This window comes from Dyella sp. SG609, from assembly GCF_012275375.1.
Taxonomy (GTDB): Bacteria; Pseudomonadota; Gammaproteobacteria; order Xanthomonadales; family Rhodanobacteraceae; genus Dyella_D; species Dyella_D marensis.
Genome location: NZ_JAAZQJ010000005.1, coordinates 126,198 through 152,036, shown reverse-complemented (window position 1 = coordinate 152,036; position 25,839 = coordinate 126,198). Strand labels below are relative to the sequence as shown.

Genomic DNA, 25,839 nt, shown 5'->3' with positions numbered 1-25,839 from the left:
CTGCGTCAGGCCATCGCATGTGTTACTCGCCGATCGTCAGCAGCGACGCATTGCCGCCCGCCGCCGTGGTGTTGATGGTGAGCGTGCGCTCGCCCGCGAAGCGGAACAGGTAGTGCGGGCCGCCGGCCTTCGGGCCGGTGCCGGACAGGCCTTCGCCGCCGAAGGGCTGCACGCCGACCACCGCGCCGATCTGGTTGCGGTTGACGTAGCAGTTGCCGACGCGGGCGCGGCTCTGGATGAACTCCACGGTGTCGTCGATGCGGCTGTGGATGCCCAGGGTGAGGCCGTAGCCGGTGGCGTTGATCTGGTCGACCACCTTGTCCAGCTCGCTGCCCTTCCAGCGGATCACGTGCAGCACGGGGCCGAAGATTTCGCGGGTGAGCGTGGCCAGGCCGGGGATTTCATAGGCGCGCGGGGCGAAGAAGGTGCCGTTGGCGGTGGTGGCGGGGTCGAGCGCGACTTCGCCGATCTTCTTCGCTTCCTTGTCCATGCGCGCGGCGTGGTCGACCAAAATCTTCTTGGCGTCCTCGTCGATCACCGGGCCCACGTCGGTGGAAAGCTGCGAGGGGTCGCCCACCTTCAGCTCGGCCATGGCGCCGGCCAGCATGGCGCAGACCTTGTCGGCGATGTCTTCCTGCACGTAGAGCACGCGCGCGGCGGAGCAGCGCTGGCCGGCGGACTGGAAGGCGGAGGAGATGGCGTCCTTGACGATCTGCTCGGGCAGAGCGGAGGAGTCGGCGATCATCGCGTTCTGGCCGCCGGTCTCGGCGATCAGCGCGGCGATCGGCGCGTTGCGCGCGGCCAGGGCGCGGTTGATCGCCCAGGCGGTTTCGGTGGAACCGGTGAAGGCCACGCCGGCCACGCGCGGGTCGCGGGTGAGCGCGGCGCCGACGGTGGCGCCGTCGCCCGGCAGGTACTGCAGCACGTCGGCCGGCACGCCGGCTTCGTGCAGCAGCTGCACGGCGGCATGGCCGATCAGGCTGGTCTGCTCGGCGGGCTTGGCGATCACGCTGTTGCCGGCGGCGAGCGCGGCGGCGACCTGGCCCAGGAAGATGGCCAGCGGGAAGTTCCACGGGCTGATGCAGACGAATACGCCGCGGCCGTTCAAGAACAGCTGGTTGCTTTCGCCGGTGGGGCCGGGCAGCTGCTCGGGCTGGCCGAAGTAGCGGCGCGCCATGGTGGCGTAGTAGCGCAGGAAGTCGGCGGCCTCGCGGATTTCGGCGATGGCGTCGGGCAGGCCCTTGCCGGCTTCGCGCACGCACAGGGCGATGAACTCGCCGCGGCGCGCTTCGAGCTGCTCGGCGGCGTGCTCCAGGATGGCGGCGCGGCTGGCGGCCGGCAGGCGGTCCCAGCCGTGCTGCGCGGCGACGGCATTGGCCAGGGCCTTCTCCACCGTGGCGCTGTCGGCGCTGACGTAGCTGCCCACCACCTGGCGGCGGTCGGCCGGGTTGGTCACCTGCACGGTGGGGCCGGCGCTGGTGGCGCCCGGGACCAGCGGCGCGGCGGTCCACGGGCCCGACTTGGCGTTGACCGTCTCGGCCAGGGCCTTCAGTTCGTTGTCGTTGGAGAAGTTGACGCCCATGGAATTCTTCCGAAGTTCACCGTAAAGATTCACCGGCAGCGGAATGCGCGGGTGGGGAATGGATGCGAACGAGCGCACCGTTTCGCAGGGATCGGCCACCAGCTCGCGCACCGGCAGGCTTTCGTCCACCACGCGGTTGACGAAGCTGGTGTTGGCGCCGTTCTCCAGCAGGCGGCGCACCAGGTAGGGCAGCAGGTCCTCGTGGGTGCCGACCGGCGCGTAGACGCGGCAGGGCACGTTGAGGTTCTGTGCACCGATCACTTCGGCATACAGATCGGTGCCCATGCCGTGCAGGCGCTGGTACTCGTACGGGCGGCCCTTGGACAGGTGATGGATGGCGGCGATGCTGTGCGCGTTGTGCGTGGCGAACTGCGGATAGATCAGTTCCACGCCGGCATCGAACAGCTTGCGCGCGCAGGCCAGGTACGACACGTCCGTATTGGGCTTGCGCGTATACACCGGATAGCCCGGCAGGCCGTTCTCCTGCGCGCGCTTCACCTCGGCGTCCCAGTAGGCGCCCTTGACCAGGCGCACGTACCAGCGGCGGCCGGAGCCGCGGGCGGTCTCGATCAGCCAGTCGATCACGAACGGGGTGCGCTTGGAGTAGGCCTGCACCACGATGCCGAGACCGTTCCAGCCGGCCAGCGAGGGATGCGCGAAGACGTCGCCGAGGATGTCCAGCGACAGTTCCAGGCGGTCGGCTTCTTCGGCGTCCACCGACAGCGCGATGCCGTGCTTCATGGCCAGCTGGGAGAGTTCCAGCAGCTTGGCGGTGAGGTCCCGGCGGGCCAGCTCGCGCTTGGCCACTTCGTAGCGCGGATGCAGGGCCGAGAGCTTGACCGAGATCGACGGCGCGTCGGTGTGGTTGGCAAACGGGCCGCGCGCGCCGATGGCGGCGATGGCGTTGCGGTAGTCCTGCTGATAGCGCTCGGCGGTCTCGCTGGTGAGCGCCGATTCGCCGAGCATGTCGTAGGAATAGCGGTAGACCGCGTATTCCTTCTGCGCGCAGCGGTCCAGCGCCTCGTTGATGGTGCGGCCCATCACGAACTGGTGGCCCATGATGCGCATGGCCTGGCGCACGGCCAGGCGGATCGCCGGCTCGCCCGCGCGGCCGACCAGGCGGCGCAGGGCGCCGGTGAAGTCGTGGCGGGTGTCCTCGGCCAGGTTGACCAGCTTGCCGGTGAGCATCAGGCCCCAAGTGGAGGCGTTGACGAACAGCGACTCGCTCTGGCCCAGGTGCTTCTTCCAGTTGGCGTCGCCCAGCTTGTCGCGGATCAGCTTGTCGGCGGTGGCCTTGTCGGGGATGCGCAGCAGGGCCTCGGCCACGCACATCAGCAGCACGCCTTCCTCGCTGGAGAGGTCGTACTGGCGCATGAAGGATTCGACCGCGCTCTGGTCCTTGGCGCGGGCGCGCACACGGGTGACCAGGTCGGCGGCGAGGTCGATGACTTTTTCGCGCTCGGTGGGCGGCAGGCTGGCCTGCACGAGCAGGTCGTTGACCGCTTCGGTCTCGTCGCGCAACCAGGCGGCGGTGATGCGCGCGCGGGCCGGTTCCGCGCCGGTCGGGAGTTCGGGACTGAGGATGGGCTGGGTCACGGGAGGTCGATGGGCCGGGGAAGCGCAGGGAATTCCGCAATTGTACGTGGTGTGGCAGAACGGACGCATCCGTATGCCCCTCAGGCTTCAAGAGCGAGTCCTTCTCCCGCCGGGAGAAGGTGGCGGCAGCCGGATGAGGGTACGGGCGGAGCGGTGCGCATCACTCTTGCGCTCCGCCCGTACCCTCACCCCAACCCCTCTCCCGATGGGAGAGGGGCTTCATTTCGGCGCACCGCATCGCGAAGCCCGCGTCAAGCCCCTGCGTCATTCTTGCCCGTGCGGACGCCGCGGCCTATGATTCGCGGGTTCCAGGCACGCCGGTTATTCCATGATCGTGCTTCGACCAGCTGCCGCCGGCCTGCCGTGCGCGACGATTTGGCTCAAGCCTAATCGCGCCCTCAGCCGGCGCGATCTGCGTCGATGGATTGGGGTACTGGCGGCTTTGGCGCTGACGACGGCCGGACTCGGCGCATGGCAGGGCAATGTATTCGCTCCGCTGTTCGCGCTGGTCGAATCCTCCGCGGTGGCTCTCGCCCTGGGCGTAGCCTGGCGGGCCGGCGACCGCAGCGAGCGCATCACCCTCGACGCCACGTCGCTGGAGGTGCAATCCCTGCCGGGCCGGCGCAGTGCGCGCTTCCAGTCCTACTGGGTGCGCGTGCGGCTGGGGGAGGGGGCGGGACGCCATCGTCTGCTGCTGACGTCGCACGGGCGCGAGCTGGAGATCGGGGCATTCCTCACCGACGAGGAGCGCGCCGAGCTGTCGAGGAAACTCATGGTGCTGCTGGCGGACCTTCATCCCCAGCCGCGCAGGTAGGTTCAACAAGGGTGCAAGACATGACATCTGGCGGCATCAGGATCAAGGCATGGGTGGCAACGATCTGCGCGCTGTTTGCTGGCGCGGCGTGGTCCAACCCGGAACCCGGTCAGCTGAACATGACGCGCGGCGTGACCGAATGGTCCTCCGAGCCTTACTTCCTCAATAACGTCGCCCTGGGTGTCTGCGTCGTCATCGGCATCGTGGTGTTCGGCGCAATGTTCGTGGCGATGTTCCGCTTCCGCAAATCGCGCGGCGCGGTGGCCGAGAAGTGGTCGCACAACACCACGCTGGAAGTGGTCTGGACCACCATCCCGGTGCTGATCCTGATCGTGCTGGCCTACCTGGCCACCGGCGGCCTGAAGACCTTCGCCGACACCACCGGCTCGCAGATGACCGTGAAGATCACCGGTTACCAGTGGAAGTGGCGCTACGACTACGTCGACTACCAGGGCAAGCCGGTCGAGAAGGTCGGCTTCATGTCCAAGCTGGACCGCGAGAGCGACGAGACCCGCCAGCTGAAGTCCGGCCTGGACCCGAACGCGGTCAAGGTGGACGGCTACAACACCTATCTCATCAACGTGGACGAGCCGCTGGTGGTGCCGGTCGGCACCAAGATCCGCTTCGTGATCACCGCCGGCGACGTGATCCACTCCTGGTGGGTGCCGGCGCTGGGCTGGAAGATCGACGCCATCCCCGGCATCGTCAACGCGGCCTGGACCAACATCAAGGAACCGGGCGTGTACCGCGGCCAGTGCGCCGAGCTGTGCGGCCAGGACCACGGCTTCATGCCGATCGTGGTGAAGGCCGTGCCCAAGGCCGAGTTCGAGCAGTGGCTGGCGCAGAAGCAGCAGGCGGCGCAGCCGCAGCCTGCCGCGCAGCCGGCCGCTCCGGCTCCGGCTTCCAGCGCCGCCGCGCCGAGCACCGCGCAGGCGGCCGCTCCGGCGAACAGCCACCAGGGTTGATCCTTCGGCCACACGCCGTCCCACAGAATTCCGTTTAGGTAGAGGTGCAAGGCCATGGCCCACGCAGCCACCCACGATCACCACGACGACCATCACGGCGCGCCGAAGAACTTCTTCGTGCGCTGGTGCATGTCCACCAACCACAAGGACATCGGCACGCTGTACCTCGTGTTCTCGCTGCTGATGTTCTTCATCGGCGGCAGCTTCGCGATGGTGATCCGCGCCGAGCTGTTCAAGCCCGGCATGCAGCTGGTGCAGCCGTACTTCTTCAATGAAATGACCACGATGCATGCGCTGGTCATGATCTTCGGCGCGGTGATGCCGGCCTTCGTGGGCCTCGGCAACTGGATGATCCCGCTGATGATCGGTGCGCCGGACATGGCGCTGCCGCGCATGAACAACCTGTCGTTCTGGATCCTGCCGTTCGCCTTCGCGCTGCTGCTGTCCACCCTGTTCATGGCGGGCGGCGGCCCGGCCGGCGGCTGGACCCTGTACCCGCCGCTGTCGCTGCAGACCGACTCGCTGGCCTACGTGGTGTTCGCCGTCCACCTGATGGGCATCAGCTCGATCATGGGCGCGATCAACATCATCGCGACCATCCTCAACATGCGCGCTCCGGGCATGGACCTGCTGAAGATGCCGGTGTTCGTGTGGAGCTGGCTGATCACGGCGTTCCTGCTGATCGCGGTGATGCCGGTGCTGGCCGGCGCGGTGACCATGCTGCTCACCGACAAGTATTTCGGCACCAGCTTCTTCAATGCCGGCGGCGGCGGCGACCCGGTGCTGTTCCAGCACATCTTCTGGTTCTTCGGGCACCCCGAGGTCTACATCATGATCCTGCCGGCGTTCGGGATCATCTCGGAAATCATCCCGACCTTCTCGCGCAAGCCGATCTTCGGCTATAAGGCGATGGTGTTCGCGATCGCCTCGATCGCCTTCCTGTCGTTCATCGTGTGGGCGCACCACATGTTCGCGGTCGGCCTGCCGCTGGGCGCCGAGATCTTCTTCATGTACGCCACGATGCTGATCGCGGTGCCCACCGGCGTGAAGGTGTTCAACTGGGTCAGCACCATGTGGGGCGGCTCGATGACCTTCGAGACCCCGATGCTGTTCGCGGTCGCCTTCGTGATCCTGTTCACCATCGGCGGCTTCTCCGGCCTGATGCTGGCCCTGGTGCCGGCCGACTTCCAGTACCACGACTCCTACTTCGTGGTGGCGCACTTCCACTATGTGCTGGTGACCGGCGCGATCTTCGCCATCATCGCGGCGACGTACTACTGGCTGCCGAAGTGGACCGGCCACATGTACAGCGAGTTCTGGGGCAAGGTGCACTTCTGGAACAGCGTGATCTGGGTGAACGTGCTGTTCTTCCCGCAGCACTTCCTGGGCCTGGCTGGCATGCCGCGCCGCATCCCGGACTACAACGTCGCGTTCGCCAACTTCAACATGATCAGCTCGATCGGCGGTTTCCTGTTCGGCGCCTCGCAGCTGATCTTCCTGGGCGTGATCGTGCATGCCGTGTGGTTCTCCAGGAAGAAGGCCACCGACCGCGTGTGGGAAGGCGCCAAGGGCCTGGAGTGGACCGTGCCGTCGCCGGCGCCGTACCACACCTTCGAGCTGCCGCCGGTGATCCACGACGAAGAGCTCGCCCACGGCCACGTGGAAGACTGACGATGAAAGGCGCCCGCCGCGGCAGCGTGGCGGGCGCCAGCAACATTCGATGAAAGACGGCGTTCCGATGAACCAGCAACTGACGGAAACCGAACAGGCGGCGCGGCTCAAGCGCGCCAGGCGCACCGCTTACGCGGTCGCGGCGATCGCGGTGGCGGTCTTCCTGTTCTCGATCCTGCAGATGCTGTGGATCTCGAAGTAACGCAGTACCGGTTTCGCAACCCCGTGCAGTCCGGCGGGTGGAAGTAAACGAAGAAATCCACGGGAACCTCACCATGGGTCAGCAGCAAGGCGCTTATTTCGTACCGTCCAAGAGCTCGTGGCCGATCGTGGCCGCGGTCGTCATGTTCGTCACCGTGCTCGGTGCCGCGCACTGGCTGAACGCGCAGCCCGGCGAGGCCAGCTTCGGCAAGACGCTGCTGACGGTTGGCTTCGTCGGCATCCTGGCCATGTTCTTCGGCTGGTTCCGCTCGGTGATCCGCGAATCGCTGGCCGGCAGCTACAACGCCCAGGTGGACACCTCGTTCCGCATGGGCATGATGTGGTTCATCTTCTCCGAAGTGATGTTCTTCGGCGCCTTCTTCGGCGCGCTGTTCTATGCCCGCATGTTCTCGGTGCCGTGGCTGGGCGGCGACGGCCACGGCGTGCTGACCCACCAGTTCCTGTGGAGCGACTACGCGGCCGCGTGGGGCGCCAATGGCGGCGGCGGTCCGGCGCGCATCGGCGGCGACTTCCAGACGGTGGCGCCGTGGGGCCTGCCGCTGCTGAACACGCTGATCCTGCTCACCTCCAGCATCACCGTCACCATCGCGCACCATGCGCTGAAGGCCGGCCACCGCGGCAAGCTGCTGGTGTTCCTGGGCCTGACCGTGCTGCTCGGCGCCACCTTCCTGTACTTCCAGGCGCACGAGTACATGGAGGCCTACAAGGAGCTCAACCTGACGCTGCAGAGCGGCGTGTACGGTTCGACCTTCTTCATGCTCACCGGCTTCCACGGCATGCACGTGACCCTGGGCACGATCATGCTGGCGATCATCTTCTTCCGCTGCGCCAAGGGCCATTTCAGCAAGGACCACCACTTCGGCTTCGAGGCCGTGGCCTGGTACTGGCACTTCGTGGACGTGGTGTGGCTCGGCCTGTTCATGTTCGTCTACATTCTTTGATGGCTCGTCTCCGAGGCCGCCGCGCCCGGAAACGAAAAAGCCCGCCGGAAGGCGGGCTTTTTCTTTGGTCCGGGTTTGGTCCGGGAAGGGGCCTGGCCGGAATGTCGCGGGAGCGGCGCGGTCCCCGGCGGGCCGCTACAATTGCTTCTTTAATTCAGCGACCTACGCCGTGCGGATGCAGCCAGCCCATCCAGATGCCCAGCACCACCATCAGGATGAGCAGCACCGAGAGTCCGATACGGCGCGTCAACGCCCACACCGTGCGCTTGCTGCCGTCCTTGTCGGTCATCATGAAGAACAGCGCCTGGCCGAGGTTGAACAGCACCACCAGCAGCAGGATCACCAGCGCATATTTGTAGATGGTTTCCACGTGATTGGCCCGAAGCACGATGACATCCGCAGTATAGCCTCGCCCCGTGGCGGCTCCGTATGAGCCTGCTGCGGCGTCCGCGCTGGTGGGCGGTGGTGCTGACCGTGGCCGGAGTGCTGCTTTTCGTACACCTGGGCCAATGGCAGCTGCATCGCGCCGATGAGAAGGAAGCACTTCTGCGTCGCTATGCCGCAGCGGCGCAGGAGCCCGTGCGCGAATTTGCCGCGGTGGGCGAAGCGCCGCCGGCGGATGCGTTTCCGCGCGTGCGGGTGAGCGGCCGATACCTCGCCGACCGCGTCTATCTGCTGGATAACCCCAAGCACGATCAGCGCGGCGGCGTGGAAGTGTTCGTGCCGCTGCGGCCGCAGGGCAAGGAGCGCCTGCTGCTGGTCGACCTGGGCTTCCTGCCCGGCAACGGCACCGACCAGGCGCCGCCGCTGCCGCCGCTGCCGGACGGCACAGTCGAACTCAGCGGCTTCTATCAGCCGCCGCCCGGCGTGGGCTTCGAGATGGGCGGCGATGCGCTGGCGGGCCAGGCGCATTGGCCGAAGACCACGATCTATGTCGATCTGGCGCAGGTCGCCAAGGATCTCGGCGCCACCCTCTATCCGCGCGTGCTCGCGCTGGAAGCGGAGCCGGCCTCGATCTACATGCGCGAGCACACGCCCGACTTCAGCGCGATGCCGCCGGCGCGCCATCGTGCCTATGCCTTCCAGTGGTTCACCTTCGCCGTGGTGGCGGTGGTGATGTTCCTGTTCCTGCACCGCAAGCGCAAAGCCAGACAAGGGGACTTGCGATGAGCCAAACCCAGCATCCCGTGCCGCCCGCCCAGCGCGCCGGCCGCCTGAAACTGCTGCTGATCATGGCGATCTTCGCCGCGCCGATCGTCGCCGCGGGCCTGCTTACCGTCGGCGGCTACCAGCCCAGCGGCAAGGGCAACGGCCTGCCGATCAACCCGCAGCGCAACTTTGCGCAGGAAGCCGTGCGCGTGCAGCTGCCGGACGGCAAGGACTGGGCCTGGCGCGCGGACGAGCCGAAGCTCACCCTGGTCGCGCTGCCTGCGGCGGACTGCGCCGCGGCCTGCGTGGAAACGCTCAACAAGATCGCCGCCGCGCGCGTCACCTTGAACCGCAATGCGCCGCGCCTGCGCCTGCTGCTGCTGTCGGCGGCGCCGGCGGTGGGCAAGGTGGAGCAGGGCGTGTGGCAGCCCGATACCAATGCCGATTTCCGCTGGCAGCTCGGCAGCGACGCCGACGGCAAGCTGGCGCCGTGGCGTGCCACCATGCCGGGCGGGGTGGCCGCGCTGCTGGTCGAATCCAATGGCACCGCGCTGGCGCACTATCCGGAAGGCTTCGACCCGACCGGCCTGCGCAAGGACCTGCAGAAGGTGATCCGCTGATGTCCTCGCGTTCCGTGAAAATCCTGCGCGGCCTGGCACTGCTGGCCGCCGTGTTCGCCTTCGGCGTGGTGATGTTCGGCGCCTTCGTGCGGCTGTCCAATGCCGGCCTGTCCTGTCCGGACTGGCCGACCTGCTACGGCAAGGCCACCTGGCCGGAACACCAGCACGAGATCGCGCAGGCCAACCAGGCCTTCCCCGACCGCCCCTTCGAAACGCACAAGGCCTGGCGCGAGCAGGTGCACCGCTTCCTGGCCGGCACGCTGGGCATGCTGGTGTTCGCGCTGGCCCTGATCGCGAGCTGGCGGCGGCCGTGGGCGCGCTATGCGGTGATCGTGTCGGCGATCCTCGCCGCGGTCGGCGTCACCATGTACATGCGCGGCGAGCACAGCATCTCCTCGATCGTCTCGGCCTTCGCCATCGGCCTGCCGCTGCTGGCGGCGCTGGCGCTGGATCGCCCCGGCGCATGGCGCATCAGCGTGCTGGCCTTCGGCGTCATCATCTTCCAGGCCATGCTGGGCATGTGGACGGTGACCCTGCTGCTGAAGCCCATCGTGGTGATGGGCCATCTGCTCGGCGGCATCACCACCTTCGCCCTGCTGGCCTATGCGGCGCTGCGCTTTGCCGGCGTCGGCGCGCGCGACGGCAGCTATGCGCCGCTGCGCCGGCTGGTGGCGATCGGCATCGTGCTGCTGCTGGCACAGATTGCGCTGGGCGGCTGGACCTCCGCCAATTACGCGGCGCTCGCCTGCGGCACGGATTTCCCCAAGTGCCTGGGCCAGTGGGCGCCGCCGACCGATTTCCCGCAGGGCTTCGTGCTGTGGCGCGGCGTGGGCGTGAACTACGAAGGCGGCGTGCTGGACATGGCCGCGCGCAGCGCGATCCAGATCGCCCATCGCCTCGGCGCCCTGGTGGTGTTCTGCTACCTGGCCTGGCTGGCGCTGCGCGCCACCCGCCGCGGCCTGCGCGGGCACGGCCTGGCCATCGCGGTGGTGCTGGTGGCGCAGGTGCTGCTGGGCATCAGCAACGTGCACTTCGGCCTGCCGCTGCCGGTGGCCACCTTGCACAACGGCGTGGCGGCGCTGCTGCTGTTCGTGCTGCTGGCGACACTGGCGCGCACGCAGCGGCGGCAGGACGATGGCATCTTTCAGGGGCTGGGTTGAGCATGAGCCGCGTCAACGAATACATGGAACTGACCAAGCCGCGCGTCGTCGCGCTGCTGGTGTTCTGCGCCGTGATCGGCATGTTCCTGGCGGTGCCCGGCATCCCGCCGTGGCGCGCGCTGGTGTTCGGCACGCTGGGCATCTGGCTGGCCTCGGCCTCGGCCGCCGCGTTCAATCACCTGATCGACCAGCGCATCGACAAGCTGATGGCGCGCACCGCGCACCGCCCGCTGGCCACCGGCCATCTCACGCCGCGCCAGGTGGCGGTGTTCGCGCTGTCGCTGGGCGTGCTGTCGATGCTGGTGCTGGTGCTGCTGGTCAATCCGCTCACCGCGCTGCTCACTTTCGGCGGGCTGATCGGCTACGCGGTGGTGTACACGGCGTATCTGAAGCGCGCCACGCCGCAGAACATCGTGATCGGCGGCCTGGCCGGCGCGATTCCGCCGGTGCTGGGCTGGACCGCGGTCACCGGCGAGCTGCATGCGTTCGCGCTGCAGCTGTGCCTGATCATCTTCGTGTGGACGCCGCCGCATTTCTGGGCGCTGGCGATCTTCCGCCGCGACGACTATTCGCGCGCCCAGGTGCCGATGCTGCCGGTGACGCATGGCGTGGTGTACACGCGCTGGCACGTGCTGTTCTACACGGTGCTGCTGTTCCTGGTGACCTTGCTGCCTTCGCTGACCGGCTACAGCGGGCTGGTCTATCTCGGCGGCGCGGTGGTGCTGGGCGCGGGCTTCCTCTATTACGCGGTAAGGCTGCTCAATCCGCCGGATGAGTTCTTCGCGATGAAGGTGTTCAACTACTCCATCGTGTATCTCATGGCCCTGTTCGCCTTCCTGCTGGCCGACCACTGGCTGGTCGATCCGCTGCTGCAGCAGGGGCAGGGCTTCGTACTTCAACGCGCGGCGTAGCGGCGTAGGTTGGGGTGAGCCCCAGGCGAACCCCAACGCACCGCAACGTTGGGGTTCGCCTGGGGCTCACCCCAACCCACGGGCGCGCAAAAACTTTCGTTCGCGATTCAGCCATTTGTGGTTGACACTCCCGCACCGCAGCAAGACAATTCGCGCGCCCTCCGGCGCGCTGCGCCCGACGGCATCCCTGTCCGACCAACCAAGGCATATGGACGTTTACCCTAGTCGCAACGTCGACATCCGCGAGCATCGGGTGCCGGCGTCGCATAACAAGCTGATGATCTGCGGCGACCGCCTGCGGTCGGCCGGCGCTTTCCTCGACTAGGGAAGACCGGCCCACTCCTGACGGCCGCCCCAGGCCGTAACGAGGAGATGGGCTATGAAGCTCCTTCGCGATTTTTTCCGTCTGCCCGCCGCGGGCCGTTCCCTGCTGGGCCGCCGCGCCGTTCGCCGCACCTGGACCGTCACCGTGCCCGCGCCGCAGGCCGTGGCCGTGCGTGAACCGGTCACCGTCGCCATGCACAGCAAGCCCGAGTCCGCCCGCGCCCGTCCGGCCACGCGCCGCACCGCGCCGAAAGCACTCGGTCATCTTCAGCTGGTATCTCAGCGCTGAGGGCTTTGACGCCATGAAGCGCACCGTGCTCCGCAAAGGCTGGCCCCCGCCAGGCCGCGGGCGCTGGCCGCTGCAGCGGCCCTAGCGCGGGCATTCAGTGCACGCGGACTTCAGGTCCGCTGACTCGCTGGTTCGCCCTGTTACCACGCATCTCCCGGAAGCGAGTCATGATCAAGCATTCCACCCAAACCGTCGCCGGCAAGGCGTCCGGCAAGGGCGCCGGTGCGTCCGTGCGCGTCGCGGTCGCGCTCGAGGCGTTCCGCCACAACGAGGCGCTGTTCGCCGCGCTCGATACCAGCGCGGCCGGCCTGGACGCCGAGCAGATCGCCGAGCGGCTGGACCGCGACGGCATCAACGAGGTCTCGCACGAGAAGCCGCCGCACTGGTCGCACCAGCTGCTGCGCGCGTTCAAGAACCCCTTCATCATCGTGCTGCTGGTGCTGGCGGTGGTGCAGCTGGCGACCGACGGCGAGGACCTGGCCGGGCCGATCATCATCGCGGTGATGGTGGGCATCAGCGTGCTGCTGAGCTTCACCCAGGAATTCCGCTCGTCCAAGGCGGCCGAGAAGCTCAAGGCGATGGTGCGCAACACCGCCACCGTCACGCGGCGCGCCGAGGACGGCCACAGCGAGCGCATCGAAGTGCCGGTGGGCGAGCTGGTGGCGGGCGACATCGTGCACCTGGCCGCGGGCGACATGGTGCCGGCGGACCTGCGCCTGTTCAGCGCCAAGGATCTGTTCATCAGCCAGGCCATCCTCACCGGCGAATCGCTGCCGGTGGAGAAGTCCGCGCCGACGCCGGCGCAGGTGACCGAAGCTTCCACGCAGGGCGACAACCCGCTGGACCTGCCCACCGTCTGCTACATGGGCACCAACGTGGTCAGCGGCAGCGCCAGCGCGGTGGTGGTGGCGACCGGTTCGCGCACCTACCTGGGTTCGCTCGCGCACACCATCGTGGGCCAGCGCGTGCGCACCAGCTTCGACCGCGGCGTGAACAGCGTCAGCTGGCTGCTGATCCGCTTCATGGCGGTGATGGTGCCGATCGTTTTCCTGATCAACGGCCTGGACAAGCACGACTGGCTGCAGGCCTTCCTGTTCGCGCTGTCGGTCGCGGTGGGCCTGACCCCGGAAATGCTGCCGCTGATCGTCACCGCCAACCTGGGCAAGGGCGCCCTGGCCATGTCCAAGCGCAAGGTGGTGGTGAAGCGCCTGAACGCGATCCAGAACTTCGGCGCGATGGACGTGCTGTGCACGGACAAGACCGGCACGCTGACCCTGGACAAGATCGTGCTGGAGCGCCACCTCGACCTGTACGGCGAGGAGTCGGACGAGGCGCTGGAATACGGCTATCTCAACAGCCGCTTCCAGACGGGCCTGAAGAACCTGATGGACAAGGCGGTGCTGGAGCACCGCGACCTGGAGACGGTGGCGCAGCAGTACCGCATCGTCGACGAGATCCCGTTCGACTTCCAGCGCCGCCGCATGTCGGTGGTGGTGCGCCACGGCGAGGGCGACGAGCTGCTGGTGTGCAAGGGCGCGGTGGAGGAGATGCTGTCGATCTGCGCCTATGCCAAGGTTGGCGACGAGATCCTGCCGGTGACCGACGAGATGCGCGCGGACATCAAGGCGATGACCCGCGGCCTCAACGAAGACGGCCTGCGCGTGCTGGTGGTGGCGGTGAAGCACCAGCCGCCGGCGGGCCGCGCCTATGGCGTGGCCGACGAAGCCGGCCTCACCGCGGTGGGCTGCCTGGCCTTCCTCGATCCGCCGAAGGATTCGGCCGCCACCGCGATCGCCGCGCTGCATACCCACGGCGTGGAAGTGAAGGTGATCACGGGCGACAACGAGGCGGTGACGCGCAAGATCTGCCGCGAGGTGGGCCTGGACGTGCAGCACTCCGCGCAGGGCAAGCACATCGAGCCGCTCAACGACGAGGAACTCGACGCGCTGGTCAAGCGCACCACCGTGTTCGCCAAGATGTCGCCGCTGCAGAAGGCGCGCGTGGTGAAGTCGCTGCAGCGCCAGGGCCATACCGTGGGCTTTCTCGGCGACGGCATCAACGATGCGCCGGCGCTGCGCGAGGCGGACGTGGGCATCTCGGTGGATACCGCCACCGACATCGCCAAGGAGTCGGCCGACATCATCCTGCTGGAAAAGAACCTGATGGTGCTGGAGGAGGGCGTGATCGAAGGGCGCATCACCTTCGGCAACATCATCAAGTACATCAAGATGACCGCCAGCTCCAACTTCGGCAACATGTTCTCGGTGCTGGTGGCGAGCGCGTTCCTGCCGTTCCTGCCGATGCTGCCGCTGCAGATCCTGGTGCTGAACCTGCTGTACGACATCTCGCAGCTGTCGATCCCGTTCGACCGTATGGACGACGAATACCTGCGCAAGCCGCGCAAGTGGGACGCCAGCGACATCGGCCGCTTCATGGTGTGGATCGGGCCGGTCAGCTCGATCTTCGACATCACCACCTTCCTGCTGCTGTGGTACGTGTTCGGCGCCAACAGCGATGCGCACCAGTCGTTCTTCCAGTCCGGCTGGTTCGTGGAAAGCCTGCTGACGCAGACCCTGATCGTGCACATGATCCGCACCAAGCGCATTCCGTTCCTGCAGAGCGTGGCCGCGGCGCCGGTGCTGGGCCTGACCACGGCGATCATCGCGATCGGCCTGCTGGTGCCCTACACCGGCCTGGGCGCCAAGATCGGCATGGTGCCGCTGCCGCCGGTGTACTTCGGCTGGATCGCGCTGACGGTGCTGACCTATTGCGTGCTGACACAGCTGGTGAAGCTGCTTTACATCCGGCGCTACGGCCGCTGGCTCTGATGTGATGGGAACAGGGATCGGGGAACGGGGAGCCGCGGTTCTCCGCCTTTCCCGTTCCCCGATCCCCGTTCCCTGACAACCCCGACGAAGGAGGACCAAGCCATGAAAGGCACCTTCGCCCTGCTCGATATCGCCGGCTACGTCGCCCTGCTGCTGTGGGGCACGCACATGGTCACCAGCGGCGTGCTGCGCGGCTATGGCAGCGCGCTGCGCCGTTGGCTGGGCCGCTATCTCGGCCACCGGCCCACGGCGTTCGCGTTCGGCATCTGCATCACCGCGCTGCTGCAGAGCAGTACCGCGGCCGGCCTGATGGCCACTTCGTTCGCCGCCAGCGGCTTCCTCGGCCTGGCGCCGGGGCTGGCGGTGATGCTCGGCGCCAACGTGGGCACCACGCTGATCGTGCAGGTGATGTCGTTCGACATCTCGCTGATCGCGCCGGTGCTGGTGCTGGCGGGTTTCACCATCCACCGGCGCAGCGACGACGCGCGCTACGAAAACCTCGGCCGCGTGTGCATCGGCTTAGGGTTGATGCTGCTGTCGCTGCACCTGCTGGTGCTGTCGCTGGCGCCGGTGGAGAACGCGCAGGCGCTGCGCGCCGTGCTGCAGAGCCTGGCCAGCGAGCCGGTGCTGGCGGTGCTGGTGGCCGCGCTGATGACCTGGCTGTTCCATTCCAGCGTGGCGATGGTGCTGCTGGTGGCCTCGCTGGCCAATGCCGGCGTGGTGGATGGACCGGGCGCGCTGGCCCTGGTGCTGGGCGCCAACCTGGGCGGCACCCTGCCGGCCCTGCTGGAAGCGCACACGCCGGTGGCGCGCCGGCTGCCGCTGGGCAATCTGCTGGTGCGCGCGTTCGGCTGCGTGCTGTGCCTGCCGCTGCTGCATCCGCTGGCGGCGTGGCTGGCGCCGCTGGGCGCGTCGCCGGCGCGCATCGCGGTGAACTTCCATACCGCGTTCAATCTCGGCCTGGCCGTGCTGTTCATCCTGCCGGTGGAGCGCATGGCGCAGCTGCTGGTGCGGATGCTGCCGGATCCGCCGCGGCCGGACGATCCGGGCGTGCCGCAGTACCTGGACGAGGGCGCGCTGGATTCGGCCAACGTGGCGCTGGCCAATGCCGCGCGCGAATCCATGCGCATGGCCGACATGGTCGAGGGCATGCTCAAGGGCCTGGTCGAAGTGTTCGGCAAGGACGACAGCGTGCGCGCCGCCGCGATCGGCCGCATGGACCCGTGGCTGGACCGCCTGGGCGTGGCGATCCGCGAATACCTGGCGGACCTGGGCGGTGAAGCGCTGAACGAGGAAGACGGCGAGCGCAGCCAGGAGATCCTCGCCTTCGTGATCAACATCGAGCATATCGGCGACATCACCGCCAACAACCTGATGGAGTTCGCCGCCAAGAAAGCCCAGCGCGGACAAGACTTCAGCGCCGACGACATCCAGGACCTGGCCGCCATGCACGGCCAGGTGATGGAAAGCCTGCGCCTGGGGCTGGCGGTGTTCATGCGCGGCGACCTGCGCGCGGCGCAGCAGCTGGTGTCGCGCAAGGAGGCGATCTGGCGCCTGGAGAACGAAGCCTCCGAGCGGCATATCCGCGCGCTGCGCGAACGCCGCGACGGCGGTGGCGGCGGCGATGTGTACCTGCGCATCCTGCGCGATCTCAAGCGCATTCATTCGCACCTGGCGGCGCTGGCGTATCTGCCGCTGGAGCGCGCCGGGCTGCTGCAGGGCAGGCTGGTGAACGAGCCCTTGTCGAAAGCGCAGGCGTAGGTTGGGGTGAGCCATAGGCGAACCCCAACAATGCGATGCGTCCGAATGTTGCGATGTTGGGGTTCGCCTATGGCTCACCCCAACCTACGCCGACCATTTTTGAAGTTTTGAATATCGGAGAACCCCGCACTTGGACCCAGACCCGTCTAGTCACCTAACGCTGCACTGACGCCGTCTCCCGTCCACGCCTGAGCGCGTGGCCCGGACGCGGCGGACGGTGCTCCGACCGCGTCCGGGCTACCGGCAGCGCCACGCGCTGCCCGTTTCCCGCCGCCAGCCTGTCGTCATGGCCGCTTCGGCCAGGACGGCGCACGCCCATGCCTCGGGAAAACTCATGTCGTTCCGCATCAAGCATTCTTCCGTTGTCCTGCTGTTCGCTCTCGCTGCCTGTTCGCGTACGGAACAGGCGCCAGCCCCGGCGCCCGCCGTCGTCAACGACGCCGGCATCCTGCGCATCCCCGCCAACTCGCCGCTGCGCGAGCGCCTGAAAGTGCGCACCGTAGAACAGCGCGCGCTGCCGCATGCGCTGGTGGCGCCGGCCACGATCGAAGCCGATCCCAGCCATACGGTGAACGTGCTCGCGCCGGTCACCGGCCGCATCGCCGAGCTGCGCGTGAAGCTGGGTGACCGCGTCACGCGCGGCCAGGTGCTGGCGCTGATCGCGTCCGGCGACTACGCGCAGGCCGTGGCCGACCAGCGCAAGGCAGCGGATGCACAGGCGCTGGCGAAGCAGACGCTGGAGCGCGCGCAAGCCGTGCAGCAGGCCGGCGGCGCCGCGCAGAAGGATCTGGAAGCGGCGCGCAGCGGCTATGCGCAGGCGCAGGCCGAACTGACGCGCACGCAGGCTCGGCTTGCGGCGCTGGGCGAAGGCGATGCACGCGGCGTAGCGGTGCGTTCGCCTGCCGACGGCAGCGTGACCTCGCTGAGCGCGGCCGTGGGCGCCTTCGCCAACGACGCCAATGCCGCATTGATGACCATCACCGACCTGGGCCATGTCTGGGTCACCGCCAACGTCGCGGAGGACGAAGCCGCGCAGGTGGCGCCAGGCCAGTCCGCCGAGGTGGTGTTGCCGGCCTGGCCGGGCCGGCATGTCGACGGCGTGGTGCAGTCGGTGAGCGACGTGCTCGATGCCGACTCGCGCCGGGTCAAGGCGCGCATCGTGGTGGCTAATGCCGACGGCGCGCTGAAGGCGAACATGTTCGCCACCGCCACGTTCCGCGTACCGCAGCCGCGCACGCTGCTGGTGCCGCAGTCGGCGCTGCTGATGAACAACGACAGCGTTACCGTCTTCGTCGAAGTATCGCCGTGGGCCTTCGTGCGCCGCACGGTGGAGCTGGGCCAGGACGAAGGCGGCGACGCGCGCGTGCTCAAGGGCCTGGCGCCCGGCGAGCGCGTGGTGGTGGCGGGCGGAGTGCTGATCAATGATTGACAAGATCATCGCCTGGTGCCTGCACAAGCGCGGGCTCGTCTTCGGCATCGCGGTGCTGCTGGCGATCTACGGCCACTACGCGTGGACGCGGCTGTCGGTGGAGGCGTATCCGGAACTGAGCGACGTCACCGTGCAGGTGACCACCCAGGTGCCGGGCCTCGCCGCCGAGGAAATCGAACAGCAGATCACCACGCCGCTGGAGCGCGCGCTGGCCGGCACGCCGGGGCTGGCTTCGATGCGTTCGAGCAGCACCTTCGGCCTGTCGCTGATCACCCTGGTGTTCCGCGACGGCGCGGAAATCTACTGGTCGCGTCAGCGCGTGACCGAGCGTATCGCCGGCGTGACGCTGCCGCAGGGCGTGGCACCGGGCCTCGATCCCGTCTCCGGACCCGCCGGCGAAATCTATCGCTACACGCTGGAGTCGGACACGCGCAACCTGATGGAGCTGTCCGAGCTGCAGCGCTGGAAGGTGATTCCCGCGCTGCAGCAGGTGCCCGGCGTGGCCAACGTGGACAACTTCGGCGGCTTCACCAAGGAGTTCCAGCTCGAAGTCGATCCGCAGAAGCTGCTGCAGTTCGGCGTAGGCATGAACGATGTGATTGCCGCGCTCAGCGCCAACAACACCAATGCCGGCGGCGGCCGGGTCACGCGCGGCGAGCAGTCGTATGTGATCCGCGGCGAAGGGCTGATGCGTTCGCTCAAGGACATGGGCGATATCGTGGTGGTCCAGCACGGCGGCAACCCGGTGCGCATCCGCGACCTGGGCAAGCTGCAGTACGGGCATCAGATCCGCGAGGGCATTCTCGGCAAGGACGGCAATCCCGACACCATCGAAGGCATCGTCGACCTGCTGCTGGGCGAGAATCCGTCGAAGGTGCTGCAAGGCATCCACTCCAAAGTCGACGAGCTCAATCGCCAGCTCGCGCCGATGGACGTGCGCATCGTGCCCTTCCTCGACCGCGACGAGCTGGTGCAGGCCACGGTGAGCAAGGTCGGGCATACCGTGCTGGAGGGCGTCGCCCTGGTCTGCGTGGTGCTGATCCTGTTCCTGGGCAGTCCGCGCAGCGCGCTGGTGGCGGCGGTGGCGATTCCGTTCGCTTTGGTGACCACGTTTATCGCGATGCACTTCACCGGCATGCCGGCGAACCTGTTCTCGCTGGGCGCGATCGACTTCGGCGTGATCGTGGACGGGGCGATCGTGGTGACCGAGGCGATCCTGCGCAAGCGCGAGGCGCGGCCCGACGCCTACCTGCACGAAGCGGACGTGCTCGGCGCGACCAGGCAGGTGGCGCGGCCGATTTTCTTCGCCACCTTGATCATCATCACCGCCTACGCGCCGCTGCTGGCCTTCGAGCGCGCCGAGGGCAAGCTGTTTGCGCCGATGGCGCATACCGTCGGCTACGCGCTGCTGGGTGCGTTGCTGTGCGCGATCACCCTGGTGCCGGCGCTGGCCTGGCTGGCGTTGCGCAAGCCGCGCAAGATGTTCCACAACAAGCCGCTGGAGCGTCTGCAGAGCGGCTATCGTGGTCTGCTCGAACAGCTTCTGCGCCGTCCGCGCATCGCCTATGCGATCGCCGGCGCCGCGCTGGCCGCGGTGCTGGCGCTGGGCGCGAGCATCGGCCGCGAGTTCCTGCCCGATCTCGACGAAGGCTCGCTGTGGGTGCAGGTGCAGCTGCCCAGCGGCTTGTCGCTGGAGAAGGCCAGCGAGATGGCCAGCGAATACCGCCGCGTGGTGGGCGAGTTTCCCGAGGTGAGCTACGTGGTCACCCAGCTCGGCCGCAACGACACCGGCAGCGATCCGTGGACGCCTTCGCATATTGAATCCGGCGTGGGGCTGAAGCCATATGCGCAATGGCCGGGTGGCGAGAGCAAGGCGCAGTTCGTCAACCGGCTCAATGCACGGCTGCAGCAGCTGCCGGGCATCAGTGTCGGCATCAGCCAGCCGATCATCGACGGCGAGAACGATATGGTCGGCGGTGCGCACAGCCCGCTGGTGCTGCGCATCTACGGCGAGGACTTCAAGGAGCTGCGCCGCATCGGCGGCGAGATCGTGGGCGTGCTCAAGGACGTGCGCGGCACCGCGGATGCGTCGATCTTCCAGGAGCCGCCGATCCCGCAGCTGACCGTGGCGGTGGACCGCGATGCGGCCGCGCGCTACGGCATCAACGTGGCCGACATCAACACGCTGATCCAGACCGGCGTGGGCGGTGCGGCGATCACCCAGGCCTATGTGGAGGACCGCGTCTACAACGTCACCGCGCGGGTGCCGCACCAGGTGGCGGCCAGCCCCGCCGCGCTCGGCGGCCTGGTGCTGACCGCACCCTCCGGCGCGCGCGTACCGCTGGCGATGGTGACGCGCATCGTGCAGCAGACCGGCGAAAGCACCATCGCCCACGAGGGCACCGAGCGCCAGCTCACCGTGCGCATCGACAACCGCGACCGCGCGCTGTCGGACTATCTGGCCGAGGCGCAGGCGCGCATCGGCGACAAGGTGAAGTTCGATGCGCGCAAGTACCGCCTGGAATGGGCCGGCCAGTTCGAGAACCAGCAGCGCGCGCAGGCACGCCTGGTGGTGGTGATGCTGCTGGTGCTGGCAGTGATGGCGGTGCTGCTGTTCGCCGAGTTCGGCAATCTGCGCCAGGCCCTGCTGGTGCTGGCGGTGGTGCCGCTGGCCACGCTGGGCGGGCTGATCTCGCTGCACGTAAAGGGCGAGACCTTGAATATCGCCACGGCGGTGGGCTTTATCGCGCTGTTCGGCGTGGCCGTGCAGAACGGCATCATCATGGTCGCCAACTTCAACCGCATGCGCCGCGAAGGCCACGGCGTGCGCGACGCCGTGCTGCTGGGCGCCACCGAGCGCTTCCGCCCCGTGCTGATGACCGCCACGGTGGCCAGCGTCGGCATGCTGCCGGCCGCACTGGCCACCGGTATCGGCACCGACGTGCAGCGCGGGCTGGCCACGGTGGTGGTCGGCGGGCTGGTGATCGCCACCCTGCTTACCTTGTTCATCCTGCCGGCGTTCTACGACGCGCTCGAACGTTTCGTCGAGCGCCGTGCGCGCCGCATGCATCCGGCGAAGGAGATCTGATCATGCGCCAGCTCATTACCAGGTATGCGGGCTGCGCGCTCGCCCTAGGCCTTGCCGGTTGCGCCGCCGGGCCGGACTTCCATCGTCCCGAAGCGCCCAAGGCGCGGATCGAGGCTCCCTCGCTGCCGGACGGCGATACGCAGAAGATCGTCGCCGCGATGGATATTCCCGGCCAATGGTGGACGCTGTTCCACTGCGCGCCGCTGGATGCATTGATCGCCGACGCGCTGCGCCGCAACGCCGATGCGCAAGCCGCGCACGCGGCGCTGCAGGCGGCGTGGGAGAACGTCTATGCGCAGCGCGGTGCGTACTTCCCGCAGGCGAACGCGGGCTACAACCCGACGCGGCAGGACATCGCCAGGGACTTGGCCAGCCCGGCGCAGTCGGGCGCCAGCCTGTACAGCCTGACCACGGCGCAGGTCAGCGTTTCGTATGCGCCGGATCTGTGGGGCGGTACGCGGCGCCAGGTGGAGTCGCTGGTGGCGACGGCGCATGCGCAGCGCTTCCAGCTGGAGGCGACCTATCTCACGCTCACCAGCAATCTGGTGAACGCGGCGATCACGGAAGCCTCGCTGCGCGCGCAGATCGACGCCACGCGGGAGATCGTCGAGGCGCAATCGACGATCCTCGCCACCCTGCAGCGCCAGCAGGCGCTGGGCGATGTCTCCGAAGCCGCGGTGGCGGCGCAGCAGGCCGCGCTGGAGCAGAGCCGTGCCGGCCAGCCGCCGCTGGAGAAGCAGCTGGCGCAGCAGCGCGATCTGCTGGCGGCGTTGAGCGGGCGGATGCCCAATGAGCAGATCGATGCGCAGTTCACCTTGGACAGCCTGCAGTTGCCGGCGGAACTGCCGCTGAGCCTGCCGGCGCAGCTGGTGGAGCAACGCCCCGACGTGCGTGCCGCGGAAGAACAGCTGCACGCGGCCAGCGCGGCGATCGGTGTCGCCGCTGCCGCCCGCCTACCCAATGTGCAAATCAACGCCAGCTTCGGCCGCGCGGCCGGCAAGGCGGGCGCGCTGTTCGACGCGGGCAGCGGCTTCTGGAACCTCGGCGCCGGCATCACCCAGCCGTTGTTCGACGGCGGCACGCTCAAGCACAAGCAGCGTGCGGCCGAGGCGGGCTATCGGCAGGCAGCGGCGGAGTATCGCGGCACGGTGCTCGCGGCGTTGCAGAACGTGGCCGATGTGCTGCATGCCGTGGAAGCGGACGCGCGGGCGCTGCAGGCGGCGCAGCATGCGGAGCGGGCCGCCGCGCGCAGCCTGGACATTGCACGGAAGCAACTGGCGCTTGGCGACCTCAGCGAAAGCGCGCTGCTCAATGCGCAGCTGGCGTGGCAGCAGGCGCGCATCGCCCTGGTGCAGGCCCAGGCCGGACGCTACGCCGATACGGTGGCGCTGTTCCAGGCGGCGGGCGGCGGCTGGTGGCATCGCGACGATACCGTGGAGGCGGTCGGTGCGCGGTAACGGCATGGTTAGATATGGACGTTTAGACGTCCATATCGCCAACTCTTTCGCGTGGCTTACGCAATAACTTTCGATATCGCAGGGCCTTTTATGTGCGCTGTGTCACTCGCGACCATGCCATCGGTCATACCCTTGTCGTCTGGGACTGGATGATGTCCCGGCAGGGGAATCTCACAACCAAAGAGGGTGGGTAGACATGGAGTGGAAGAAGTTGCTCACTGGCAGTCTGATGACTGCCGGCATGGTGTTCGCGTTGCCTGTACTGGCCGGCACCCTGCCTGATCACGAGGAATTCGAAACCGGCTTGTACGTGCCCTTCCAGGGGACGGGTGCGCGTACGGCCCTGCTGCATTTCTCTTATCCGGGCGCCGTGCAGGGCACGCCGGTGGCGTGGTCGGTGGACCTGCTCGATGCGCAGGGCCGCGTGCTGCGCAACTGGCAGGGCCAGAGCGCGCTGCGTGCCGGCGGCACGCAGGCCAAGGTGACCTGGGACGGCCTGGGCGCCGCGGGCGCCACGCTGAGCCCGGGTTTCTACACGGTGCGCCTGCGCGCGATCGCGCTGGACAACGACACCGTGCAGCGCATCGGCACCGGCCTGCCGTCCAGCGCGCTCGCGGCGGCGGGCGTCAAGGCGCCGCAGCTGGTGGAAGAGCAGCGCTACGACGTGCTCGTCGGCAGCGTGGACAAGCCGCAGATGCCGGCGTTCACCGGCCTGCGCCACACCAGCCGCAGCAGCGCGCCGGCGACGATTTCCGCCGCGATCGTGCAGCCGCAGTCGGTGGGCGCGACGGGCAGCCTGCCGTACACCATCTACTACGGCAATCTGCATAGCCAGACCAACCACAGCGATGGCGGCGGCGACGTCTCCACCTGCGTGGACGCGCAGAATCCGCAGAGCGCACCGTACGGCCCGGCCGATGCCTACCAGTACGCGCTGAACGACGGCCTGGACATCCTAATGACGTCCGAGCACAACCACATGTACGACGGCTCGACCGGCACCAATGCCTCGGCCAGCCCGGCCACCGCGCACAATCTGTATCAGTCCGGCCTGCAGGCGGCGAGCACGTTCAACGCCGCGCACTCCAACTTCCTGGCCATCTATGGCCTGGAGTGGGGCGTGATCAGCAACGGCGGCCATCTGAACATCTTCAATTCGCCCAGCCTGCTGGAGTGGGAATACAACAGCTCCAACCAGCTGATCGGCGACGTGTTCACCGCCAAGAGCGACTACGCTTCGCTGTACACGCTGATGAAGACCAACGGCTGGGTCGGCCAGTTCAACCATCCGGCCACCAGCGGCCAGTTCAATGCCGGCGGCCAGGACCTGGGCTATACCGCCGACGGCGACCAGGTGATGGTGCTGGCCGAAGTGCTCAACAGCTCGGCCTTCTCGCATAACACCACTGAGACCGAGACCAGCCGCACCAGCTACGAAAACGCGTTCAATATCTTCCTGGAGCGTGGCTACCACGTGGCGCCCAGCTCCGACCAGGACAACCACTGCGCCAACTGGGGCGCCAGCTACACCAACCGCACCGGCGTGCTGATTCCCAATGGCACCACGCTGAGCCTCAATGCCTTCCTCGATGCGATCCGTGCCCGCCACGTGTTCGCCACCGAGGACAAGAGCGGCCAGATCGTGCTCACCGCGAACGGCCATCTGATGGGCGATCGCTTCAGCAACAGCGGCGCGCTGACGCTCACGGTGAACTACGCCAGCACCGCCGGCCACACCGTGCAGCGCGTGCAGGTGTTCGAAGGCGTGCCGGGCAGCAACGGCACGGTGGCCACCACCTCCAGCACCGCCACCACCACCATCACGCCGGCCAATGGCGATCACTTCTACTACGCCAAGATCACCCAGGACGACGGCAAGCAGCTGTGGTCGGCGCCGGTATGGGTGACCCAGGGCGCAGGCAGCGGCGACACCACGCCGCCGACGGTGAGCGCGTCGGAAAGCGGCAGCTCCGGCACCATCACGCTGTCGGCCACGGCCAGCGACAACGTGGGCGTGAGCAAGGTGGAGTTCTATGTCGATGGCGCGCTGAAGGCCACCGACACCGCCACGCCGTACACGGCCACGGTGGACTCGACCACGCTCGCCAACGGCTCGCACAGCCTGGTGGCGAAGGCGTATGACGCGGCCGGCAATGTCGGCACCAGCTCGACGGTGAGCTTCAGCGTGTCCAACAGCAGCGGTGGCGACACCACGCCGCCGACGGTGAGCGCTTCGGAAAGCGGCACTTCCGGCACCATCACCTTGTCGGCCACGGCCAGCGACAACGTGGGCGTGAGCAAGGTGGAGTTCTATGTCGACGGCACGCTCAAGGCTACCGACACCGCTTCGCCGTACACGGCCACGCTCGATTCCACCACGCTCGCCAACGGCAGCCACAGCCTGGTGGCCAAGGCCTACGACGCGGCCAACAACGTCGGCACCAGTGCGACGGTGAGCTTCAGTGTGTCCAACGGCGGCGGCACCGCCACCGAGCTGGTGAAGAACGGCGGCTTCGAGAGCGGCGCCACCTCGTGGACGCAGACCAGCGGCGTGATCAACAACACCAGCGGCGAAGCGGCCCACGCCGGCAGCTACAAGGCCTGGCTGGATGGCTACGGTTCCGCGCACACGGATTACGTGCGCCAGTCCATCACCATCCCGGCCACCGCCACCAAGGCCACGCTCGACTTCTTCATGCATATCGACACGGCCGAAAGCGGTAGTACTGCCTACGACACGCTGAGCGCGCAGGTGATCACCTCCGCCGGCAAGTACGTGACGCTGGCGACCTGGTCCAACGCCAACGCCGCGACGGGCTACCAGGAGCACACGGTGGACCTGTCGGCGTATATCGGCCAGACCATCCAGATCAACTTCTACGGGGTCGAGGACAGCTCGAATCAGACTTCGTTCGTGATCGACGATGTGAGTGTGAAGGCGCAGTAAGCCGTTAGGCCCGTCATCCCGGCGCAGGCCGGGATGACGGGTTCAGGGGGGCGTATCGGAGTCGGGTATCGAGCGGGCCGGTGGC

At 67.7% G+C, this 25,839-nt stretch carries 18 protein-coding genes; 16 read left to right on the top strand and 2 right to left on the bottom strand.

Going from position 1 to position 25,839, the window contains the following annotated elements:
- Positions 1-22: 22 nt before the first annotated feature.
- A complete protein-coding gene (gene putA, locus FHW85_RS11175; protein WP_168648280.1) occupies positions 23-3,178 on the bottom strand; it encodes a bifunctional proline dehydrogenase/L-glutamate gamma-semialdehyde dehydrogenase PutA in 3,156 nt (1,051 codons plus the stop codon).
- Between the two features lie 328 nt (positions 3,179-3,506).
- Between putA and FHW85_RS11170 the strand changes: the two genes are divergently transcribed.
- The 5 genes from FHW85_RS11170 (at position 3,507) to FHW85_RS11155 (ending at position 7,791) form a co-directional block, all read left to right on the top strand.
- Positions 3,507-3,992: a DUF2244 domain-containing protein gene (locus FHW85_RS11170; RefSeq protein WP_208399646.1), complete on the top strand. Its 486-nt coding sequence runs from the start codon at positions 3,507-3,509 to the stop codon at positions 3,990-3,992.
- A 20-nt stretch (positions 3,993-4,012) separates the two neighbouring features.
- Entirely contained in the window at positions 4,013-4,957 is a 945-nt protein-coding gene (gene coxB, locus FHW85_RS11165; RefSeq protein WP_167253563.1) for a cytochrome c oxidase subunit II, read from the top strand.
- Between the two features lie 54 nt (positions 4,958-5,011).
- A complete protein-coding gene (gene ctaD, locus FHW85_RS11160) occupies positions 5,012-6,628 on the top strand; it encodes a cytochrome c oxidase subunit I (RefSeq protein ID WP_167253566.1) in 1,617 nt (538 codons plus the stop codon).
- Between the two features lie 67 nt (positions 6,629-6,695).
- Complete coding sequence (locus FHW85_RS22490) at positions 6,696-6,830, top strand: hypothetical protein (protein ID WP_279589675.1); 135 nt, start codon at positions 6,696-6,698, stop codon at positions 6,828-6,830.
- Between the two features lie 73 nt (positions 6,831-6,903).
- A complete protein-coding gene (locus FHW85_RS11155; RefSeq protein WP_167253567.1) occupies positions 6,904-7,791 on the top strand; it encodes a cytochrome c oxidase subunit 3 in 888 nt (295 codons plus the stop codon).
- A gap of 154 nt (positions 7,792-7,945) precedes the next feature.
- Here FHW85_RS11155 and FHW85_RS11150 read toward each other — a convergent pair whose 3' ends face one another.
- The gene (locus tag FHW85_RS11150; RefSeq protein ID WP_167253814.1) at positions 7,946-8,161 is read right to left on the bottom strand and encodes a twin transmembrane helix small protein; all 216 of its coding nucleotides are present in this window, start codon (positions 8,159-8,161) and stop codon (positions 7,946-7,948) included.
- A 59-nt stretch (positions 8,162-8,220) separates the two neighbouring features.
- Between FHW85_RS11150 and FHW85_RS11145 the strand changes: the two genes are divergently transcribed.
- From FHW85_RS11145 to FHW85_RS11095, 11 genes are all read left to right on the top strand, one after another.
- Positions 8,221-8,961 carry an SURF1 family protein gene (locus FHW85_RS11145; RefSeq protein WP_168648279.1) on the top strand — a complete coding sequence of 247 codons (741 nt, stop codon included), beginning with the start codon at positions 8,221-8,223 and terminating at the stop codon, positions 8,959-8,961.
- The gene (locus tag FHW85_RS11140) at positions 8,958-9,560 is read left to right on the top strand and encodes a hypothetical protein (protein WP_168648278.1); all 603 of its coding nucleotides are present in this window, start codon (positions 8,958-8,960) and stop codon (positions 9,558-9,560) included. The genes FHW85_RS11145 and FHW85_RS11140 overlap by 4 nt, the downstream gene beginning before the upstream one ends.
- Positions 9,560-10,720, top strand: a complete 1,161-nt coding sequence (locus FHW85_RS11135) for a COX15/CtaA family protein (RefSeq protein ID WP_167253572.1) — start codon at positions 9,560-9,562, stop codon at positions 10,718-10,720. Before FHW85_RS11140 ends, FHW85_RS11135 begins: the two co-directional genes overlap by 1 nt.
- Before the next feature lie 2 nt (positions 10,721-10,722).
- Entirely contained in the window at positions 10,723-11,631 is a 909-nt protein-coding gene (gene cyoE / locus FHW85_RS11130; protein ID WP_167253574.1) for a heme o synthase, read from the top strand.
- A 379-nt stretch (positions 11,632-12,010) separates the two neighbouring features.
- A complete protein-coding gene (locus tag FHW85_RS11125) occupies positions 12,011-12,244 on the top strand; it encodes a hypothetical protein (protein ID WP_167253576.1) in 234 nt (77 codons plus the stop codon).
- A gap of 167 nt (positions 12,245-12,411) precedes the next feature.
- Positions 12,412-15,072 carry a magnesium-translocating P-type ATPase gene (gene mgtA, locus FHW85_RS11120; protein ID WP_168648277.1) on the top strand — a complete coding sequence of 887 codons (2,661 nt, stop codon included), beginning with the start codon at positions 12,412-12,414 and terminating at the stop codon, positions 15,070-15,072.
- Positions 15,073-15,174: 102 nt separating this feature from the next.
- Entirely contained in the window at positions 15,175-16,833 is a 1,659-nt protein-coding gene (locus tag FHW85_RS11115) for a Na/Pi cotransporter family protein (protein WP_168648276.1), read from the top strand.
- 334 nt (positions 16,834-17,167) lie between these two features.
- Entirely contained in the window at positions 17,168-18,262 is a 1,095-nt protein-coding gene (locus tag FHW85_RS11110; protein ID WP_168648275.1) for an efflux RND transporter periplasmic adaptor subunit, read from the top strand.
- Positions 18,255-21,350: a CusA/CzcA family heavy metal efflux RND transporter gene (locus FHW85_RS11105; protein WP_168648274.1), complete on the top strand. Its 3,096-nt coding sequence runs from the start codon at positions 18,255-18,257 to the stop codon at positions 21,348-21,350. The genes FHW85_RS11110 and FHW85_RS11105 overlap by 8 nt, the downstream gene beginning before the upstream one ends.
- A 2-nt stretch (positions 21,351-21,352) precedes the next feature.
- Positions 21,353-22,807 carry an efflux transporter outer membrane subunit gene (locus tag FHW85_RS11100; protein ID WP_168648273.1) on the top strand — a complete coding sequence of 485 codons (1,455 nt, stop codon included), beginning with the start codon at positions 21,353-21,355 and terminating at the stop codon, positions 22,805-22,807.
- A 196-nt stretch (positions 22,808-23,003) separates the two neighbouring features.
- Positions 23,004-25,754 (top strand): Ig-like domain-containing protein, encoded by a 2,751-nt coding sequence (locus FHW85_RS11095; RefSeq protein WP_168648272.1) that lies wholly within the window; start codon positions 23,004-23,006, stop codon positions 25,752-25,754.
- Positions 25,755-25,839: the final 85 nt, after the last annotated feature.

Bases quoted from the DNA above. Each gene is read 5' to 3' on its own strand.
- mgtA (WP_168648277.1), top strand. From the start codon at position 12,412: ATGATCAAGCATTCCACCCAAACCGTCGCCGGCAAGGCGTCCGGCAAG.
- FHW85_RS11145 (WP_168648279.1), top strand. From the start codon at position 8,221: ATGAGCCTGCTGCGGCGTCCGCGCTGGTGGGCGGTGGTGCTGACCGTG.
- FHW85_RS11125 (WP_167253576.1), top strand. From the start codon at position 12,011: ATGAAGCTCCTTCGCGATTTTTTCCGTCTGCCCGCCGCGGGCCGTTCC.
- cyoE (WP_167253574.1), top strand. From the start codon at position 10,723: ATGAGCCGCGTCAACGAATACATGGAACTGACCAAGCCGCGCGTCGTC.
- FHW85_RS11115 (WP_168648276.1), top strand. From the start codon at position 15,175: ATGAAAGGCACCTTCGCCCTGCTCGATATCGCCGGCTACGTCGCCCTG.
- FHW85_RS11170 (WP_208399646.1), top strand. From the start codon at position 3,507: ATGATCGTGCTTCGACCAGCTGCCGCCGGCCTGCCGTGCGCGACGATT.
- FHW85_RS11135 (WP_167253572.1), top strand. From the start codon at position 9,560: ATGTCCTCGCGTTCCGTGAAAATCCTGCGCGGCCTGGCACTGCTGGCC.
- coxB (WP_167253563.1), top strand. From the start codon at position 4,013: ATGACATCTGGCGGCATCAGGATCAAGGCATGGGTGGCAACGATCTGC.
- FHW85_RS11105 (WP_168648274.1), top strand. From the start codon at position 18,255: ATGATTGACAAGATCATCGCCTGGTGCCTGCACAAGCGCGGGCTCGTC.
- FHW85_RS11155 (WP_167253567.1), top strand. From the start codon at position 6,904: ATGGGTCAGCAGCAAGGCGCTTATTTCGTACCGTCCAAGAGCTCGTGG.
- FHW85_RS22490 (WP_279589675.1), top strand. From the start codon at position 6,696: ATGAACCAGCAACTGACGGAAACCGAACAGGCGGCGCGGCTCAAGCGC.
- FHW85_RS11100 (WP_168648273.1), top strand. From the start codon at position 21,353: ATGCGCCAGCTCATTACCAGGTATGCGGGCTGCGCGCTCGCCCTAGGC.
- ctaD (WP_167253566.1), top strand. From the start codon at position 5,012: ATGGCCCACGCAGCCACCCACGATCACCACGACGACCATCACGGCGCG.
- FHW85_RS11095 (WP_168648272.1), top strand. From the start codon at position 23,004: ATGGAGTGGAAGAAGTTGCTCACTGGCAGTCTGATGACTGCCGGCATG.
- FHW85_RS11140 (WP_168648278.1), top strand. From the start codon at position 8,958: ATGAGCCAAACCCAGCATCCCGTGCCGCCCGCCCAGCGCGCCGGCCGC.
- FHW85_RS11110 (WP_168648275.1), top strand. From the start codon at position 17,168: ATGTCGTTCCGCATCAAGCATTCTTCCGTTGTCCTGCTGTTCGCTCTC.